A 19582-nucleotide genomic window follows, 5' to 3' on the forward strand; every position below is an offset into this window, starting at 1 on the left:
TGGGGTGAGTAATCGCAACCCCAGAACGTTGCGACATTAGTCTGCCTAGGGGCACGCTCTTCAGCTAACTTTTGCCAAGAAGAGCACTTGGCAAAAGTGGATCTTCAGATGGTGCTGATCCCTCAGGAGTCAAAACGGTCCGCCTCCGCTAGTAGGTATTCTATACGTGAAAAACAACTTACCAAACAGAAGTTTGAACCGATAGAACATGTTTTTCATGCTGTATGGTAATGAAGAACATGTTCACCCTGGAATAGCAAGATATATTTGCTTATTCTTAGGTGCGAAAGTTGAGTTACTTATATTAACTAATTATTATACTTAAACACTTACCTTCAAAGAACCTTGCTGCATTTGATACATTTGATAATACGTTCCACGTTCTGCAATCAGAGTATCATGATTCCCCTGTTCGATAAGTCTTCCTTTATCCAGAACAATAATTTGATCAGCCTGCTGGATAGTAGACAAGCGGTGAGCGATAACAAGTGTCGTTCTTCCTTGCTTCAGTACCTCCAGTGCATGCTGAATCAGCAGCTCTGTTTCCGTATCGATATTTGCTGTAGCTTCATCTAAGATAAGAATCGATGGGTCAAAGGCAAGTGCCCGTGCAAAGGAAATTAATTGCCGTTCTCCTAATGAATAGGTAGATCCGTTTTCCGTCACTTCTTCATCATAACCGTTTGGAAGCTTTTCAATGAACCGGTCTGCCCCGACTGCTTTCAAGGCAGCAATCGCTGTTTCTCTCGTTATTTTTTCATCCTGCATCGTGACATTGCTCAAAATCGTACCCGAAAATAGAAATGGATCTTGAAGCACGATTCCCATATGACTGCGAACCTGCTGTCTGGACAAGGATAATGTATCCATCCCGTCGATGGTAATTCTTCCTTTTTGCGGATCATAAAAACGAAATAATAAATTCATAATCGAGCTTTTGCCAGAGCCTGTATGCCCTACAAAAGCAGTGGTTTGCCCCGCGCCTACATGAAAGGAAATATCTTTCAAGATATAATCGTCCTTTTGATAAGCAAAGGATACATGGTCAAAAGAAATCGTTCCTCTGTATTTATCGATTGCCCGGTTATCCGTTTCTTCCGCAGGCTGGTCTAACAGCTCAAATACACGGCTGCCTGCTACTCTTGCCTGTTCAATTAATGGAAGCTGATTCACGATATCTGTTACTGGCTCAAACAAGCGGTTAATATAATCGACAAAAGCATACAGAACACCAATTGATATCATACTTGCCATATCAAAAGAAGAAGCTCCAAAATACCAGATAAACCCGACAAAGGTGATGTTACGAAATACAGTCACTAAATTATAAGAGGTCAGTGCGCTTAAGCGGATTAATTTCTTTTGGAATGTATAATTGCGATGATTTAATTCTTCAAAATCCGCTTTCATCGCCTTTTCTCTGTTGAAAGCTTGAATAATCGGCATACCTTGAATTGCTTCGTTGATGTTACCGTTAATTTGACTAATCGTTTTTCGGATCACCTGATTATATTTACCGCCAAAATACTTATAAAAACGCATCCAGCCATATAATAATGGAATCACAAGCAAGCAAAGCGCTGCGAGCTGCGGATCCAAAATAAATAAGGCAACAAAGATTCCTGCCATATAAACCAGGCTGGCGACTACAATCGACAGGACGCGCTCATATAAATCGCGAATCGCTTCCGTATCATTGGTGATTCTTGCAACAATGGTTCCCGCCGGCTGGTCGATATAATAATTAATCGGCAGCCGCTCCGTATGCGCAAATAAATCTGTCCGCATCCGCTTGACAATCTGATTTGCAGACTTTTGTAATAAAAAGGTTTGATAAAATTGAAAAACACCTGCAATAATTAATAAAACCATATATAATACCAGCAAACCGATGATTGGTGTCTTCTCCGGCTCGAAGAACGGATATGCTTCTTGAACAGATAACTGTTCCCCTTCCGCTCGAACAATATCATTATTCAAGGTAATCGTCAGCTCTCCATTATTCATCTCCCGTTCTCCTGTCAGAGGAAGCTCACCTTCAAAAACATAATAAGAAATTCCGATTTGTAATAAGGTGTAGGTAGCCCCTGTGGGGGTATCTTCGTTTTCCACGCGGTCCGATCGTTTTAACAGCTGTTCGTTATAAGGAGCTGTTGTATCATCTGCTGTTTCTACAGCTTCCCAATATCCTTCGACACCGAGAATATGATTATCAATGACCCGTTTAGCAATCAATGGTCCAGCTAATTCCAAAGCAACTGCTATCATTAAACAGACAAGACCTAAAATAATCCCTTTTTTATATTTTAAGGCGTATTGAAATAACCGCCTTTCCGTACTCTTCATCTTTCCACCTCCCTAGTCTCCCATCTGCTGCTGAACATATTGCTTGTAATACCATCCTTTTTCCTTCATCAATTGCTCATGGGTACCCTCCTCCGCTATTTCGCCATCCTCTAAAACGATGATATGGTCTGCATGCGTTACAGCAGAGAGGCGATGCGCAGCTATAAATGTTGTTTTATTTTTTCGTTCCTCTTTCAGATGAGCAATAATAGCTGCCTCTGTTTTACCGTCAACTGCTGATAGCGAATCATCTAAAATAAGAATCTCTGGATTTTTAATAAAGGCACGTGCCAAAGCCACACGCTGCTTTTGACCTCCGGATAATGTAATTCCGCTTTCACCGACCTGGGTATCTAACCCTTCAGGCAGCTGCAGAATGTCACCTGCGAAATACGCCAGCTCAAGTGCCCGGAATATTTCTTCATCGGTCGCGGCTTCTTTGCCAAATTGAATATTTTCCCGAATGGATTTGGAGAACATCATTTGATCCTGAGGAACATACCCTATCCATTCACGAAGCTGCTTTAACGGGAGACTTTCTATTTCCTCTCCAGAAATCACTATCTTTCCTTGTACATCTGGATACTGTCTCAGCAACAATTTAAACAGCGTTGTTTTCCCTGCTCCTGTTTTCCCGACAACTCCAATCGTATCTCCAACCCGCACCTTAAAAGAAACTGCTTTTAAAGCCTTCTCTGCCGTATTTGGATAGGCAAAGGATACGTTATGAAATTGAAGCTCTTTCACCGCTTCAACTTGCTTCAGCTCCCTGACATCCCGCACATCAGGCGGGTAGGATAATGTCTTGTTCACCCGGTCTAAGGAGGCATTTCCCCGCTGGAGGATATTGATTAGCTCACCAACTGCGAACATTGGCCAAATCAGCATCCCCAAGTAGACATTAAAAGTCACTAAATCTCCTAAAGTTAACCTGTTTTCAAAGACAAGCATTGCTCCGTAGCCAATTCCGATTGTGTAAGACAAGCCGACCAGAATTTTCATTGTCGGTTCAAATAACGCATCGATTTGGGCAACTTCCATATTTTTGTCATACACATCTTTTGTCATATTCTCAAACCGTGTTTTTTCCTGTTCTTCCTGGACAAAAGCACGAATTGCACGAACACCGCGAATGGATTCTAAAACACTGTTATTCATTTCCCCAAAAGCATCCTGTGCCTTGGTAAAACGACGATGTATCGCGCTTCCGTAAAAATTCATCATAACAGCCATAATGGGTAATGGAAGCAAAGCTGCAAAAGTCAGTGGCCAGCTGATGGTCAGCCCCATTACCGCAATAATCATCAGCATAAATATACTGGAATCAACCAATGTCAGGACACCAAAACCAGCTGTCAGACTGATTGCTTTTAAATCATTGGTCGATCTTGCCATTAAATCTCCTGTACGGTATTTCCCAAAAAACGTCGGAGACATCGATAAAAAATGATCCATCAGCTTGCTTCGCATCCATCGTTCTAAAATAACCGCTCCGCCAAAAAGCGTATAATCCCATAAAAATGAAATAATATAATGGACAATCAGCAGTACAATGTAACCTGTAATAACTGCCGTCAGAATTTGTACCGTCAATGTTTCAAATTGGATATGGTCGATAATATATCCGACTAATTTTGGAGGAATCAATCCAACTGCACTTGCCAAAATTAAAGCGATAATAGCGAACGTATATCGTTTCCAGTAATGCGCAAAAAACCAGCTTAATTTCTTAAATACGGCAAACATCCTTTCACCTGCTTTCTATACCAAGTTTTGCATTCTAAATTCATTTTCTGTTGAAATCCTCCCCGTAAAACGACCTGGAAGTTTCCTCCCTGCTTCAATTATTAAGAAAACACGTCAATTCCACATAGTAAACGGCAGCCAGGTCGCCTCTCCTTATTCACACCCCATTTTCTGGTTGAAAAATGCATCAAAAAAAGCGCACGCCATCTGTCGGCATACGCTTATAATCATCATCCTGCTTATTCCATTATCAGCCGGCCACACGGAAACCTGCGGCCATACAAACACTTCTCCCTTAAAAAATTAAGAGAAAGCAAACCCGTTTACTGGAGGCCACAAAATTGTATTCTGTTGTATTTGATTTGATTGGTTGATTTGATACTGTAAATTCATCATTTTGTGATTCCCTCCTTTTTTATTTATTTGAAAATTGAATGCCTTTTTATTATATATTCCTACAATTCCCAAGTCAATTGTTTTTTTAATTTTAATAAAATTATATTATTTGAAAGCATTTTTTTATATGTTTCTCACGATTTTTTTCACCCTATTTATTTTCATATAATAAATTCCGTGCTATTATTTTTATTTAAGGGAGATGAAAGATATGAATTTAGATCAACTTTTAGATTTCAACGAAAAATTTGTAGACAGCAAAGATTACGAAGCTTATACAACGGACAAGTTCCCGAATAAACGCATGGTTATTTTTACTTGCATGGACACACGTTTAGTGGAACTGCTTCCCAGAGCACTGAATATCCGGAACGGTGATGTGAAAATGGTGAAAAATGCCGGAGCTATTATCCGGAAGCCATTTGACAGTATTATGAAAAGCTTATTAGTGGCTATTTACAGCTTAAAAGCAGAGGAAGTTGTTGTTATCGGTCATCATGGCTGCGGAATGTCCAATGTAGATACAGAAGCGCTACAACAAACTATGCTTGACCGCGGTATATCGGAAGACACGTTACATACCCTGGAGCATTCTGGTATTAACCTTCATAAAGAATTCCATGGTTTCGAGAAAATTGAGGACTCTGTGACTCAAAGTGTAGGAATTATTCGCAATCACCCGCTTCTTCCTAAGGAAGTGAAGGTTCACGGGCTTGTTATTGACCCGGAAACTGGAAAATTAGACGTCGTTTCCAGAGAAGACTAAAATAATACAAAGAAAGGGCCCGCTCATTTTATGAAGCAGGCCCTTTTTAAACATTAAAAATGCTATTAGCTTATTTCTTTTGAATCGATTGAATAATTTCAATAACTTTATCTCTTGATTCTTCACTCTTATATTTTTTCATTTCATCCAGCATGACTGGCGCAGCTTTTTTTAGTGCAGCCGCTTCTTGAATCAGTTTTTCTGTTGTTAACGTCTCCTCTTCAACAACCTTCGCATATTTCTTTTCTTTAAAAGAATTTGCATTAATAATCTGATCTCCCCTGCTTGCCCCGCGAGAAAGCGGGATTAACAGCATCGGCTTTCGCAAAGCTAAAAATTCAAAAATCGCATTGGAGCCGGCACGGGATACAACAAAATCCGTAGCCGCGAAAATATCTTTTAGTTCCTCATGTACGTATTCAAATTGCGCATATCCTGGAACATGAAGAGCTGAATCTACTTTTCCGCTTCCGCAAATATGAATAATTTCAAAATGCGTCAGTAAATCATCCAACGCCTCACGGATCGTTGAATTAATTTTTTCCGATCCGCCGCTTCCCCCCATAACCAAAAGCACGGGTTTTTCTCCTGAAAGCTGGGCAAATGCTAACCCTGCCTTTTTATCACCTGTAAATAATTCATCCCGAATCACCGCTCCAACATAAGCAGCCTTCTTCTCCGGAAGATATTGCATGGTCTCCGGGAATGTCGCCAATACTTTTTTGGTAAATGGAATAGAAAGCTTATTTGCAAGTCCCGGTGTGAAATCAGATTCGTGAATCACTGAGGGGATGCCTCTTAATTTTGCTGCTGCAACTACCGGGACAGAGACAAATCCGCCTTTTGAAAAAACAACAGATGGCTTTCTTTTTCCTAAAATACGGAAAGCCTGCATCGTTCCCTTTAATACCTTAAACGGATCTTTAAAGTTTTCTTTGGACATATAGCGGCGCAGTTTCCCGGTAGATACCGGATGATAGGTCACGCCTTCTAATTTTTCAATCAAGTTCCGTTCGATTCCTTCATAAGAACCGATATAATCTACTTCATAACCCTGCTCCTGATAATATGGTATAAGTGCTAAATTAACAATGACATGGCCGGCAGTTCCGCCGCCAGTAAATAAAATACGTTTTTTATTTCTTTTTTCCATGGATCAATTCATCCTTTCCCAGATTATTATATCAGCGTATAATGGGCAATGCACCTATTAAATGTAATGAAAAACCGAATTACGAAATGTCAGGAAGATGAATGATGTACGAAACAACGAATCGAAGACAAAAAATCAAACTTTTTATTATCATTATGCTGCCAATCCTTGTGACCCAAGTCAGTATGAATCTGATGAATTTTTTTGATACGGTCATGTCCGGCCAAGCCAGCGCCGTTGATTTAGCAGGGGTTGCAATCGGATCCAGCCTTTGGATACCAATTTTAACAGCTGTAAATGGGATTGTTCTCGCAATAACTCCAATTATCTCTCAACTTATTGGCGCCAAAGAGAAAAAAGATATTCCGCAGGTTATTCAGCAGGGTATTTATTTATCTGTCGGTTTATCCTTCATTATTCTCATTGCCGGTTTTTTTGTTTTAGAACCTGTATTACAGCTGATGAGCCTGGAACCGGATGTACATCATGTGGCGAAATATTATTTAATTTTTCTTGCTGCGGGTATTATGCCATTATTTATTTTTCACACGGTCCGAAGCTTTATGGATGGGCTTGGACAGACGAGAGCTTCTATGATTATTATTTTAATTTCTCTGCCAATCAATGCCTTTTTGAACTATATCTTTATTTTTGGCAAACTGGGAATACCGGCATTTGGCGGCATCGGCGCTGGAATTGCAACGAGTATTACCTATTGGATAGTCAGTATCATTTCTTTATATATGATACATAAGGTTGCTCCATTTACATCGTATCAAGTCTTTCAGGTACGCTTTAAACCACAGATTTCCTATTGGCTCAGTCAATTAAAAATTGGTCTGCCAATCGGAATGGCAATGTTTTTTGAAACAAGTATTTTTTCTGTGGTAACGATGATGATGAGTGTGTATGATACAAATACAATTGCCGCCCACCAGGCAGCAATGAACTTTGCCGGATTATTATACATGCTGCCGTTAAGCGTCGGAATGGCGCTTACTATTGCAGTCGGGTTTGAAATAGGAGCGAAACGTTTTCAGGATGCACGAACCTATACGTATCTTGGAATTACAGGCGGGATGATTATTGCTCTATTTATCGGCATTATTTTGTTTGTATTCGATGATGCCGTTGCAGCGCTATACCATAATAACCCAGAAGTGATTGCCTTAACAAAACAATTTATTCTGTTTGCGATATTTTATCAGCTTGCAGATGCCATCGGCGCTCCTATCCAAGGAGCTTTAAGAGGATATAAGGATGTGAACGTCACCCTTATTCTCGCATTAATTTCTTATTGGCTTATCGGCTTGCCGGTTGGATTTTTATTTGCCAACTATACCAATTTTGATGCCTTTGGCTACTGGATTGGAATTATTGTCGGTTTAAGTGCAGGCGCAATTGCTCTGCTGCTCCGACTATTACACATTCAGCGTAAAGCAAAGCGCGGTTGAAAATGTTTTAATAAGAATTATAAAAAGCACCATGAATCATTTTGATTGATTCATGGTGCTTTGATGTTATTCCTACAAGAATAGTCCAACGATGGTTGCTGAAAGAATAGATACCAGCATAGACCCTGCCAAAAGCTTCATTCCAAATTTAGAAACAATGACAGCTTTGGCATTATCAATCCCTTTTACAGTACCTGCGATAATACCGATAGAAGAGAAGTTAGCAAAGCTTGTTAAGAATACTGTTACAATACCAACTGTTTTTTCAGAAAGCTGATCCAGCAATGGTTGTAATTCCAGCATTGCTACAAATTCATTTGTTACAATTTTTGTACCCATAATCGATCCAGCTTGAACAACTTCACCTGGCGCAATTCCCATTAGTACGCCTAGTGGAGAAATAATATAACCAAGAATTTCCTGCAGGGTAATTCCAGCGAAAACAGCTTGGATAATCCAGTTAACCAGTTCTAATGAGGCAATAAAAGCAATTAACATTGCAGCAACAATCAGTGCAATTTTCCCGCCTTCTAATGCACCATTTCCCATTGCTTCGAAAATACTTTTATCCTGACTGACGTCCGAAATATCCACTTTGTCTTCTTCCTTTGGAACGTTTACAGGGGCAATGATTGAAGCGATCATCAAGCAGCTGAACATATTCAACGGCAAAGCAACCAAAACATATTCTGGAGGCAGCATTTGAATATACGATCCCACGATAGAAGCTGATACAGAACTCATTGCCGAGGCACAGACAATAAATAAACGATTTTCATTTAAATGGTGAAATTGCGAGCGTATTGCAATCAATGCCTCAGATTGACCGAAGAAAACACTATTTACACCATTAAATGATTCAATTCGAGGTAACCCTGTTATTTTGGAAATAACAGCTCCAATATACTTAATAATTATTGGAAGAACTTTTAAATAAGTAAGAACGGAGAGAATGGTTGCAAAAAAGATAATTAAGAGAAGCACATTGAAGAAGAATACGCCGCCCTCTGCCAACTCAAATCCACCTAACACAAATCCAATACCTTCTTGTCCGAACTCAATTAACTTATTGAATAAGTTTGAAATCCACCTGATAATGTCTTCACCAATTGGCGTGGAAAACATAAACCATGTAATAAGCAATTGTATAACTAACATAATACCAATGGCATAGAAGTTGATTCTTTTCTTATCATTCGACATTAAAAATGCTAGGCCGAGTGTAATGATAACTGCCAAAATCCCCAACAAAATGTCCATATTACCGCCTCCTCCACATTATTTCCTGTAAACGCTTTATCATATATAATAAAAAATTTACAGGAAAAGTTTCAAATCTACATATTAAAACAATACAAAACATTGCAATCCCTAAAAAAATAAATGTAATTATTTAATTAAGAACTCCCATTCAATTACTATCATATTAGTAATTGAAAATAATTTCAATGCTTGGAAAAGAGAATTAATAATTAAAAAAATTAGAAATAAATTGTAATATTTAGGATAAATACTCTATTTGTGTCATGTTAAATAAATCATATATAATATTTCCTAATTGCTTAAGAAAATACAACTTCAATTTGTCTGCACCTGTCGAAATTCGGAACTATTTTGGTTTCTTTATGATTCAGCAGAGTTTGAATTAGATATTTACTGAAGAGGCTAATTTTACTTTCTTGACATATAAGAAAAAAACAAGAACACCACTTGATTTTTAAAACTTCGGTGTTCTTGCCAAAAAGATTTCCGATGCGACTCTTTTCGATGGAACGAGTAATCGCATTCCCAGTCCCAGTCCCAACCCCGACCTCAGAACGAGAGCCCTTTCTTACTCTTATAAAAAAAGTCTTGATACGAGCATATCAGCTCATATCAAGACTTTTACATTTTTAACCTTCTAGCAATAAATCATATGGATCTTCAAGCATTTCCTTGATTCGAACTAAGAATTGAACGGCTTCTTTTCCATCTACAATACGGTGATCATAGGATAATGCAATATACATCATCGGACGCACTTCAATGGAATCATCCGGCATAGCGATTGGGCGCTTAATGATGTTATGCATTCCCAAAATACCAACCTGCGGCGCATTTAAAATTGGTGTAGACATCATAGAACCAAATGTACCGCCATTTGTAATTGTAAAGGAACCGCCTTGCAAGTCATTTAAGGACAATTTATTGTCACGTGCTTTCGTACCTAAATCAACGATATCCTGCTCAATTCCTGCAAAGTCCTTGCGATCTGCGTCACGAACAACCGGAACAACAAGACCATCATCTGTAGAAACGGCAATACCGATATCATAGAATTTTTTAATGACTAATTCATTGCCTTGGATTTCTGCATTCAGAAGCGGGAATTCTTTTAATGCTCCTACTACAGCTTTAGCAAAGAAAGACATAAACCCTAGCTTGACACCATTTTTCTCTAGGAATTTATCTTTTCGCTGCTTACGAAGCTCCATTACAGAAGTCATATCTACTTCATTAAATGTAGTTAACATAGCTGTATTATGCTGTACTTCTACAAGGTTTTTAGCAATTGTTTGGCGGCGGCGTGTCATTTTAACACGTTCTACCGGCTTATCAAACTCTGTTTTCTCTGATTTAGGCTCTTCTTTTTTCGCCGGCTTCGATGGCGCAGACTCTTTTTTAGGAGCATTATTATGAGCATTCACATCGTCTGGACGAACTCTGCCAAGCGGATCACGTGTTTGTACTTCACTTAAGTCAATACCCAGTTCGCGAGCGCGTTTTCTTGCTGCAGGAGAAGCAATCACATCACCATTACTTTGTTCAGGTGCAGCTTCCTGCTTATTTTTCTCAGAAGCTTCCTGTTTAGGCTCTTCTTTAGGAGCTTCTTCATTTTTATCAGCTTCTTCTGTCTTACTTTCTTCCTTGCCGGAAGATGCACCCGCTTCGCCATTTTCATCTAATTTGCCGATGATATCTCCTACAGAAACATCCTCGCCCTCATTACTGGTAATTTCAGCGATAACACCAGAAAATTCTGAGTTGACTTCCACGTTTACTTTATCCGTCTCTAACTCTACAATTGCATCGCCTTTCTCTACTTTATCGCCTTCTTTTACAAGCCATTCTGCTATTGTTCCTTCTGTAATAGATTCCGCTAATTCAGGTATTTTAATTTCTTGCACTTTATTTTCCTCCTTCAAATTCGTTCAATGCCTGGTCAATAATATATTGATGCGCTGTTTTATGCACAGTAGGTATGCCTCCAGCTGGTGCTGCACGCTTCGGTCTGCTGATAACGTGTAATTCCTGATCCTCTTCAAGAAGCTCTCTTAAATAATCATCTACAAAATCCCATGAACCCATATTTTTTGGCTCTTCTTGCACCCAGACGATTTCTTTTAAGTTAGGAAGTTTTTGGATTTCTTCTTGAATTGCTTTTTTAGGGAACGGATAGATTTGCTCTACACGTAAGGCGCGAATCCAATCGCAGTTCGCTTCTGCTTCTTCCATTTCCCCTTCAATATCAATCATTATTTTACCGCTTCCCAATAACAGACGTGTCGCTTTTTTCGGATCTGTATCAAAGTATGGTTGTTCACGCAACGTTTTAAATCCACCGGTCGTAAACTCTTCCGCACTGGAAGCCATCTTATAATCTCTGATAAGACTGCTTTTCGGTGTCATCAGAATCAAAGGACGTGCCTCTGGACGGGAACGCATTGCTGCCTGACGACGAAGCAGATGGAATAACTGCGCTGAGGAAGTAACATTCGCTACGATCCAGTTATTCTCTGCAGCCATCTGTAAATAACGTTCTAAGCGGGCACTGGAATGCTCTGGCCCTTGTCCTTCATACCCATGAGGAAGCAGCAATACCATATTTGATTTTTCATCCCATTTCGCTCTCGCTGAAGCAATAAATTGGTCAATAATCACCTGACCCGCATTGGCAAAATCACCGAATTGTGCTTCCCAGATAACAAGTGTGCTTGGAGAATACACACTATAGCCATATTCAAAGCCTAAAACTCCTGTTTCTGATAGCGGACTGTTGCGAACATCAAAGGAGGCTTTGACATCTGACAATCCATGCATCGGACTATATTTTTCACCTGTATTCACATCATGCAGGACAACATGGCGATGCGCAAAGGTTCCTCTTTCTGTATCCTGACCTGTTAATCGAATTGGTGTGCCATCTTTTAATATAGAGGCAAATGCTAACGCTTCCCCGGTTCCCCAGTCAGCTTTGTTTCCTTCTTCTAATGCATCTTCTCTGCGCTTCAGAATTCTTTCGGTTTTCTTAAAGCCTTCAAAACCTTCCGGACGTTTTAGAAGTTCTTTATTGATTCCCTTTAAAGTCTCTAAATCTACTGCAGTTTCAAATTGATCTAATCTATTAGATAATACTTCCGGCATAGACTTCGGCTGCGGCTCACCTATTTCCGTTTCTGTCATGCCCTTGTAAATATCAGACAGTTTTGTATCAATCTCGTTTTTAATTTCGTCAAATCCGCCGGATTCCAATAGGTTTCTTTCTTCCATCGCACGTGCGAACAAGGTAGATACCGATGGATGATTATCGATTTCACTGTACAATTGCGGCTGTGTCGTTCTCGGCTCATCCATTTCATTATGTCCATAACGGCGATAACCTACTAAATCAATTAAAACATCTTTATGGAATTTTTTACGATACTCACAAGCTATTTTCACTGCAGAAATACAAGAAATCGGATCATCTGCACTGACCCGGATAATCGGAATTTCAAAACCTTTAGCCAAATCACTTGCATAGCGTGTAGAGCGTCCGTCTACGCGGTCTGTTGTATAACCAAGCTGGTTATTCGCAATCAGGTGAACAGTTCCGCCTGTTGTATACCCCGGCAATCCGCTTAAATTAAGCGTTTCTGCAACGACACCTTCCCCGATAAAGGCTGCATCCCCATGAATAATCAGCGGCATTGCTTTATTCGTATCTCTAACAGGATAACCGCTTACATCACGTTCATCCTGTGCCGCACGGGCAAATCCTTCCACAACCGGGTTGACAAATTCAAGGTGTGACGGATTATGCGCAAGTGTAATTTTTGTGTTTACTTTACTTCCATGGATAACTTCTTTTTCTGCTCCAAAATGATATTTTACGTCTCCGGTCCAGCCATAGTTAATTGCTTTAGAACCTTCTGACGGCATCAATTCCTTGTCTCTTGTATAATTAAACTCGGAAAAAATCTTATCATATGGCTTTTTCAATACATTCGCAAGCACAGCTAAACGTCCGCGGTGCGCCATTCCCATCATTACATGTTCAATGTTATCTTCGTTTGCATATTTTACGAGATAGTCGATCATCGGAACCATTGACTCTAAGCCTTCGATGGAAAAACGCTTTTGGCCGACAAATGTTTTATGAAGGAATTTTTCAAAACCCTCTACTTCATATAAACGCTTTAAAATATCCTTTCTGTCCTCTTGATCAGGATCAAATCTTGCATTTCCTTCTTCAATCAAATCAAACAGCCAGGTCCGCTCTTCATCATTATTGACATGGTCATACTCAAACGTAATAGTTCCTGTATAGTATTTCTTCAGCAGGTTAATAACATCCAAACCTGTTTGAACATCTTCTTTTTCCCGTTCCCAGATCCAGGAGGCCGGGATTTTTTTCAAATCTTCTTCTGTTAAATTGTAATGCTTTAAATCAAGCATTACGGACGGAGCACTTTTATAGCCGCCAACAGAATAAATATCCGCATCTGTATGACCGTAACGCCGAATAGCCTCAACAAGTTTGATTGCTGAGGTTAATTTCGTCACATCAAAATCTTCTGATATATTCCCATTGGAAGCTGTTTGTTCACTGATAGGAAAGACTACTTCTGCCCCTGTCATCCAAGCAGGCGCTCCATATGCATCAAACAATGCTTTAATAGAAGATTCCACTTGTTCTGGATCTTCTTTGTACAATTCATACTGTTGTTCTAAATACCCCGCATTTGGTCCGTGAAACTGTCCCCAAAATTTTTCTGCAGACTCTTCATTTCCTGGCACGACTGATACCCCCATTGAATTAACTAATCCGTTCGTGAAAACGGTTCAAATTATTAATAATCCTATTGATTTCTTTACACCAACTAATATACATGATTTTTAAGGAGGTTACAAGGAATCAGAACCGATTTATTGGGATAATTCGACATTTTCTATTCTTCCATAAAAATATATCAAAACAGTCCCTTTTTTATATTTTTCTAACAATTAATTCAGTGACTTTTGAACACATATTTTCCGGTAAAAATACATTTAATTAAAATTAATATAGGAATAGTTCACAACCAGTGATTTTTCCGTTATAATAAGGACAAATTAGTAAACAAAACTTCATTCTGTCAGAGCATCCCGATTTCTGCAGATTGGCAGTTACATGCTTCAGGCTTGCAGGCAGTTCTTCATTCTTCTTTCAACAATTTCTATAACAGAAGAGATATGTTTACATACAGCTGCTGCAAGATAAAAGCGTATCCATAACCCAAATGAAAATACAACGCATTTCTTTATGATGTTAAATTGGATACCATCACTACATAAAAGGAGGAATCTTATCATGAAATTAGCATTGATTTTAGGAGTTGCTGTTACATTTATTGTTTCCTGTTTTTCAGCTGGCTACGAAGCAAAACCGGGAGTACCAAAAGAAGATCAGCGTACTTAAGATTTAAAATAACTTTATAGAAATCACTTTATGTACAATCAAAAAAAGATGCCTCCATTTTGCGGAGACATCTTTTTTAATGTAAATCAGGAAACCCCTGCTGTCTTAACGCTTCATAGATAATAATGGAAGCTGTATTGGACAGATTTAATGAACGAACCTCGTCATTCATATGAATTCGCAGGCATTTATCTTCTTTATCTGTCAGCAGTTCCCGCGGGATCCCTGTAGACTCTTTTCCAAATACAAAAAATTGATCCAGCTCCACGGAGGAAAAATCAAAATCAGTATAATATTTGGTTCCAAAGTTCTCTATATAGTAAAAGCTCCCTGCCGGATAGGTTTGATATAATTCATCGATGGAATCATATTCTTTAACATCAACATGCTCCCAGTAATCCAAACCGGCGCGACGCACCATTTTACTGTCTGTTGAAAAGCCAAGCGGACGGATAAGGTGTAACGTCGTCCCGGTCGCTAAACATGTTCTCCCGATATTCCCCGTATTTGCCGGGATTTCTGGTTCAAATAATACTACATGCAAACTCACCATTCATTCTCCTTCAATTGCAAATTCTAAAAGTGGATATCCCTAAAAGCTGGTTCTCTTCTTTCTATCCCAAAATCAATTATACACTAACTTATCTCAATCCGAAAAAACTTATATTCAATTTCCGGAGTCCAGGCAGCCGAGTCCTCATAAGACCAATAACGGTTGCGGCTGTTATCGGTATGCGCATTGACAAGCGGCATATTATCAGCATCTTTAGCTACTACAATCGTTGTATGATTCCATGTACCGTCGCCTTCAAAATCATAGCAAATCACATCTCCGGGATTTAATTCTTCCGGTGTTTGCATCTCGATTCCCCTGATTCCGCGTTCTGAACCGCTTAAATACCATCTGAACGAATGCGCCACAGACCAGCTGAAGCTCCAAGAATCTTTTCCATACCACCAGCCCCGCTCCCGGACCGGCTCCCCCCACATCGGGCCTCCTCCCGCCCGCAGACATTGGGAAATGTAATTCGTGCAATCATCTTCAAAGCGACGATATTCCGGATTATAGCTGTTCCACCAGCGCTCTGCATATTTCACTGCTCCCAGCCGGTTATATTCTATTTCACGATTATTATCCTTGAGGTTTCCTTGTTTTAATACAGGGGGCTGATTACTGCCGTTTTCCGCTGGAGGCTTTTCAATCGATTGATGTCTGATTTCTCTATCCGATTGTTTCACAAGCTGATAAGGGACGACCTGCTCTTCCGTATAAAAAAAATCGCCCTGCTTCATTAAATATACCAAGTGTACCGCATATCGCGTGCTTCTGGTTGTGTCATAGGACTGTTTGCTGAAGACGAGGCCTTTTCCTTTTATCTTCACAATTTGCGCCTTTCGCTTCTTACAAAGTCTCTGCTTCTTACGCCACCAATCTTGGCCCTCCTTGCTGCCCTTGAAAAATTGCTGCCAATATGTTGTAATATCGCCCATAAAAAATCGCCTCCTCATCACAGCTTATGCATAAAGGAGGCGAATTAGGTCTTAGAAACCGCTGGAATGGCCGTGAGTATTTCTTCTACTTTACTGTCATGGCCGACAGCGCATTTTCCATTTCAAATTGTACTTGTTCATGATTCTCTTTTTCCAGGGATTTAGAGAGCGCTTCTCTCGCAGCATCTGTTCCTATCTTCCCTAATGACCAGGCAGCAGTACCACGAATAACCGGCCGCGGATCGTTTTCCATAACAGCTATTAAATCAGTTTCCGCGGATGCTTCTTTATAATGGCCCAACGCTAAAATAACATTACGCTGAATCGGCTTTTTCCCTCTCCAAAAGCCGGACATATGCCCGAACTTTTCTTTAAACTCCCGATTTGATAAATGAAGCATTGGTTTAAGTCTTGGTTTAACCAATTCTGGCTCTGGCTCTAATTCCTGGTGGAAATGAGAATCTTTATCCCGGTTCCAGGGACATACCTGCTGACACGTATCACATCCGTATAAACGATTTCCTATCTTATTACGGAATTCCTCCGGCAGAAAATCCTTTGTCTGGGTTAAAAACGCAATACAGCGCTGCGCATTCAATTGTCCTCCTTGTACAATAGCACCTGTAGGACAGGCATCTAAACAAATTGTACAATCACCACAGCCGTCCTCTACCGGCGAGTCAGGGATAAACGGAATATTAGTCAGCATTTCTCCCAGATAAACAAACGAGCCATATTCCTTGGTAATAATGGAGGTATTTTTTCCGCTGAAGCCAATGCCGGCTCGTTCAGCTACAGCCCGGTCGCTTAATTCCCCAGTATCTACCATTGACTTGATAACAGCATCCGGCACTTTATCTTTTATATACTCTCCCAGCTTATCCAGCCGTTCCCGCAAGGCAACATGGTAGTCAATCCCCCATGAAGCACGGGCAAAAATGCCGCGTCTGTCTCCTTTTGTCCCTCTCGGTGTTGTTTCCATTCTCGAAGGATAGGCGACGGCAATGGAGATGATAGACTTCGCTTCCGGCAGTAACCGCCTGGGCTCCGTTCTTTCCTCAATACTCCCTTTTTCAAAACCAGATTGGTATTTTAGTTCTTGCTGACGTCTTAACCGTTCTTTCATTTCTGTAAAAATATCAGCCGTTGCAAAACCAATTTTATCGATACCGATTGTTTTCGCGTAGGCCTGGATATCCTTTTTCAGCTCTTCTACTTTCACCATACCGCCTCCCTTCTATTATTTTTTATCCTGATTAACTCGCTTTAAACATCCGGACCGGGATTTCAGTTATGCATCCATGAAAAATCTTGCTCTTCGCATCCGGTTCAATACCGCAGCAATTTCATTTTTCCTTGGTCTGGCTAAATCTCCTGGATGTTTCCCGTTGCTTTTCGTCAAAGTTTCCAATCCTTGATCCATTTTTTTATCAATCTGATCGATCAATGCTGCAAACGAAGAAAAATGCTTCTTTTCATTTCGGTAAAGATATTGGATAATCTCTGCAATCATTCTTGTTTGCGAAGCATCTACCAGCTGTTCCGTATAAGCAAAAGAAATGGGTTCTTTTCCAAATAGAATTTGAAATTGGCCTTTAGCCTGGATTTTAAACCTTTTATCTGTCTGCTTCGGAAATGTAGAAGCAGACAGATGCCGCTTTTCTACGTTCTTGAAATTCGTCTGCTCTACCTTACTATCGGCAATAGGATCTTCTTTTATAATTTCCTGTGCTCTTTGTGTGACATTCTTTGGCTTATATTCCTCCATAAGAATAACCGTATCTGCCACGGCAAAATATTCTCCTGAGCCGCCAGTTACTAAAATAACTGATTTATCTGCTTCATCGACTAATTGTCTGATACGATGTATAAACGGGGTGATTGGTTCATTTTTATGATCAATCAGTTTTTGCATGCGGCTGTCGCGAATCATAAAATTGGTTGCGCTGGTATCCTCGTCAATCAGCAGGGTGTCTGCTCCAATCTCTAAAGCTTCCATCACGTTTGCCGCCTGAGAAGTACTTCCGCTTGCATTACTTGTTGAAAAAGCAGTTGTATCTTTTCCATGCGGAAGGTTAGAAATAAATGGAGAAATATTCACCGATGAGATTTCCCTTCCATCTTCTGCCCGAATTTTGACAGCACTCGGGTCTGTACAGATAAATTCCCGGCCATCTCCCTCGCAATGAGGATAAACGCCGCGTTCGATCGCTTGAAGCAGTGTACTCTTCCCGTGATAACCGCCTCCGGTAATCAAGGTGACTCCCTGCTTGACCGCCATTCCTGTTATTGTTTTGCCATGAGGAAGCTTTAATTCTACCTCATCCTCCTGCGGACTTTGAAAAGCAACCGCACCTTTGGCAGGTAAATCACTTACGCCGCTTTTTCTCGGCAATATAGATCCATTGGCAATAAAGCTCACCCAGTTATTTTCTTGCATTGCTTGCCATATAGCATCTTGCTGATCAGCTAATTGAACGGCCTGTTGAATCGTTTTATCCTGAATACGGAAGATAGAATGCTCGATGATAGAAGGAATTACCTCATCGAATAACTTGATTGCTTCCTTTCCATTAATGGATCGCCCATTAGCCGGCAGACCTGCAGACAGGCAAACCGTTAATCCCTGCTCGGAAATACGTACTGCTGTCCGCTCTAATATCTCCTGGCCCGGTCCATCAAAAGCAATCATGCCGCTTTTGCCAGAACCTTTAATAAATGTTTTATTTTGATACACTGCTTTATCAATCACTCTCGCAAAAGCATCCTCTACTGCTGTCTGTCGAGATTTTGTTTCCAGCCACTCAGCAGCTATATGCCGTTCTTTCTCTGGAATCCCGATTCTTATTTTAGAAGGGCTGGCAAACGGATCTCCTTGAACATAGTCGATATAAAGTGTATACCTCGGATACGTGTAGCTTCCCGCAATTTGTTTATATGCTTTGTAGCTTTTTCGGTCAATTTGTAATAAATTATTTTTAAGACGCTTCATCCTAGCTCCTCCATTCTGTTTTATTCTTTATAAACAGGGTACTATACTTAAAGTGCAAGTTCAAAAAGTCCGATAAATAGGACCAAGAAGTTCAAGGCGACGAGCTATTTCCAAACGGACTTCCACAGGATGTGGTGACTTCTGTGTTGTCCACAGGACGTGGACGGTTTTAACAGAAGTTCTTCTATGCTTTATAATACGTGAGGAACGGTTTTGGTGGGGCGAGTAATCGCAGTCCCAGTCCCATTGGAAATAGCTCGTCAACGCACTTCCGCAGGATGCGGTGGCTTCTGCGTTGCCCACACGACGTGGGCGTTCTTAGTAGAAGATCCTTTTCCCGACGTGTCATTTTTATTGGATTTTTTGAACTTCCTCTTATAGGTGAGGAAACAAATATTTTACAAAATAAAAACGCAACACTTCGTAGACTAAGTACGAAACACTGCGTTATCACATATGTATGGAGCGGGTGAAGGGAATCGAACCCTCATCATCAGCTTGGAAGGCTGAGGTTTTACCACTAAACTACACCCGCATG

The 19582-nt window shown here is 40.2% G+C and carries 12 protein-coding genes and 1 tRNA gene; 2 read left to right on the forward strand and 11 right to left on the reverse strand.

Annotated features, from left to right (window positions below; genetic code table 11):
- Positions 1 to 321 precede the first annotated feature (321 nt).
- On the reverse strand, positions 322 to 2346 hold the full coding sequence (locus ACW0TQ_RS17110; RefSeq protein WP_455725858.1) for an ABC transporter ATP-binding protein: 2025 nt from the start codon (positions 2344 to 2346) through the stop codon (positions 322 to 324).
- A 12-nt stretch (positions 2347 to 2358) separates the two neighbouring features.
- Positions 2359 to 4092, reverse strand: coding sequence for an ABC transporter transmembrane domain-containing protein (locus tag ACW0TQ_RS17115; RefSeq protein ID WP_368901625.1), 1734 nt, complete (start codon positions 4090 to 4092; stop codon positions 2359 to 2361).
- Between the two features lie 607 nt (positions 4093 to 4699).
- Between ACW0TQ_RS17115 and ACW0TQ_RS17120 the strand changes: the two genes are divergently transcribed.
- Positions 4700 to 5254, forward strand: coding sequence for a beta-class carbonic anhydrase (locus tag ACW0TQ_RS17120; RefSeq protein ID WP_042533770.1), 555 nt, complete (start codon positions 4700 to 4702; stop codon positions 5252 to 5254).
- Positions 5255 to 5324: 70 nt separating this feature from the next.
- On the opposite strand, the gene ACW0TQ_RS17125 is transcribed toward ACW0TQ_RS17120, so the two are convergent.
- On the reverse strand, positions 5325 to 6407 hold the full coding sequence (locus ACW0TQ_RS17125; protein WP_042533768.1) for an undecaprenyldiphospho-muramoylpentapeptide beta-N-acetylglucosaminyltransferase: 1083 nt from the start codon (positions 6405 to 6407) through the stop codon (positions 5325 to 5327).
- 104 nt (positions 6408 to 6511) lie between these two features.
- On the opposite strand from ACW0TQ_RS17125, the gene ACW0TQ_RS17130 reads away from it, so the two are divergent.
- On the forward strand, positions 6512 to 7861 hold the full coding sequence (locus ACW0TQ_RS17130; protein WP_193062361.1) for an MATE family efflux transporter: 1350 nt from the start codon (positions 6512 to 6514) through the stop codon (positions 7859 to 7861).
- Between the two features lie 72 nt (positions 7862 to 7933).
- On the opposite strand, the gene ACW0TQ_RS17135 is transcribed toward ACW0TQ_RS17130, so the two are convergent.
- The 8 genes from ACW0TQ_RS17135 to ACW0TQ_RS17170 form a co-directional block, all read right to left on the reverse strand.
- The gene (locus tag ACW0TQ_RS17135; RefSeq protein WP_193062047.1) at positions 7934 to 9121 is read right to left on the reverse strand and encodes a NupC/NupG family nucleoside CNT transporter; all 1188 of its coding nucleotides are present in this window, start codon (positions 9119 to 9121) and stop codon (positions 7934 to 7936) included.
- 632 nt (positions 9122 to 9753) lie between these two features.
- Positions 9754 to 11028: a 2-oxoglutarate dehydrogenase complex dihydrolipoyllysine-residue succinyltransferase gene (odhB, locus tag ACW0TQ_RS17140; protein WP_332093655.1), complete on the reverse strand. Its 1275-nt coding sequence runs from the start codon at positions 11026 to 11028 to the stop codon at positions 9754 to 9756.
- A gap of 1 nt (position 11029) precedes the next feature.
- Positions 11030 to 13900, reverse strand: a complete 2871-nt coding sequence (locus ACW0TQ_RS17145) for a 2-oxoglutarate dehydrogenase E1 component (RefSeq protein ID WP_139089118.1) — start codon at positions 13898 to 13900, stop codon at positions 11030 to 11032.
- A 737-nt stretch (positions 13901 to 14637) separates the two neighbouring features.
- Positions 14638 to 15111, reverse strand: a complete 474-nt coding sequence (locus tag ACW0TQ_RS17150) for a tRNA (cytidine(34)-2'-O)-methyltransferase (protein WP_042533758.1) — start codon at positions 15109 to 15111, stop codon at positions 14638 to 14640.
- Positions 15112 to 15197: 86 nt separating this feature from the next.
- The gene (locus tag ACW0TQ_RS17155) at positions 15198 to 16052 is read right to left on the reverse strand and encodes an amidase domain-containing protein (RefSeq protein WP_256706217.1); all 855 of its coding nucleotides are present in this window, start codon (positions 16050 to 16052) and stop codon (positions 15198 to 15200) included.
- 85 nt (positions 16053 to 16137) lie between these two features.
- Positions 16138 to 17274, reverse strand: a complete 1137-nt coding sequence (queG, locus tag ACW0TQ_RS17160) for a tRNA epoxyqueuosine(34) reductase QueG (protein WP_455725904.1) — start codon at positions 17272 to 17274, stop codon at positions 16138 to 16140.
- Positions 17275 to 17343: 69 nt separating this feature from the next.
- The gene (locus tag ACW0TQ_RS17165) at positions 17344 to 19044 is read right to left on the reverse strand and encodes an ABC-ATPase domain-containing protein (RefSeq protein WP_455725859.1); all 1701 of its coding nucleotides are present in this window, start codon (positions 19042 to 19044) and stop codon (positions 17344 to 17346) included.
- A gap of 461 nt (positions 19045 to 19505) precedes the next feature.
- Positions 19506 to 19579, reverse strand: a tRNA-Gly gene (locus tag ACW0TQ_RS17170).
- Positions 19580 to 19582 lie beyond the last annotated feature (3 nt).

The sequence above is a fragment of the Oceanobacillus sp. M60 genome (assembly GCF_053839645.1).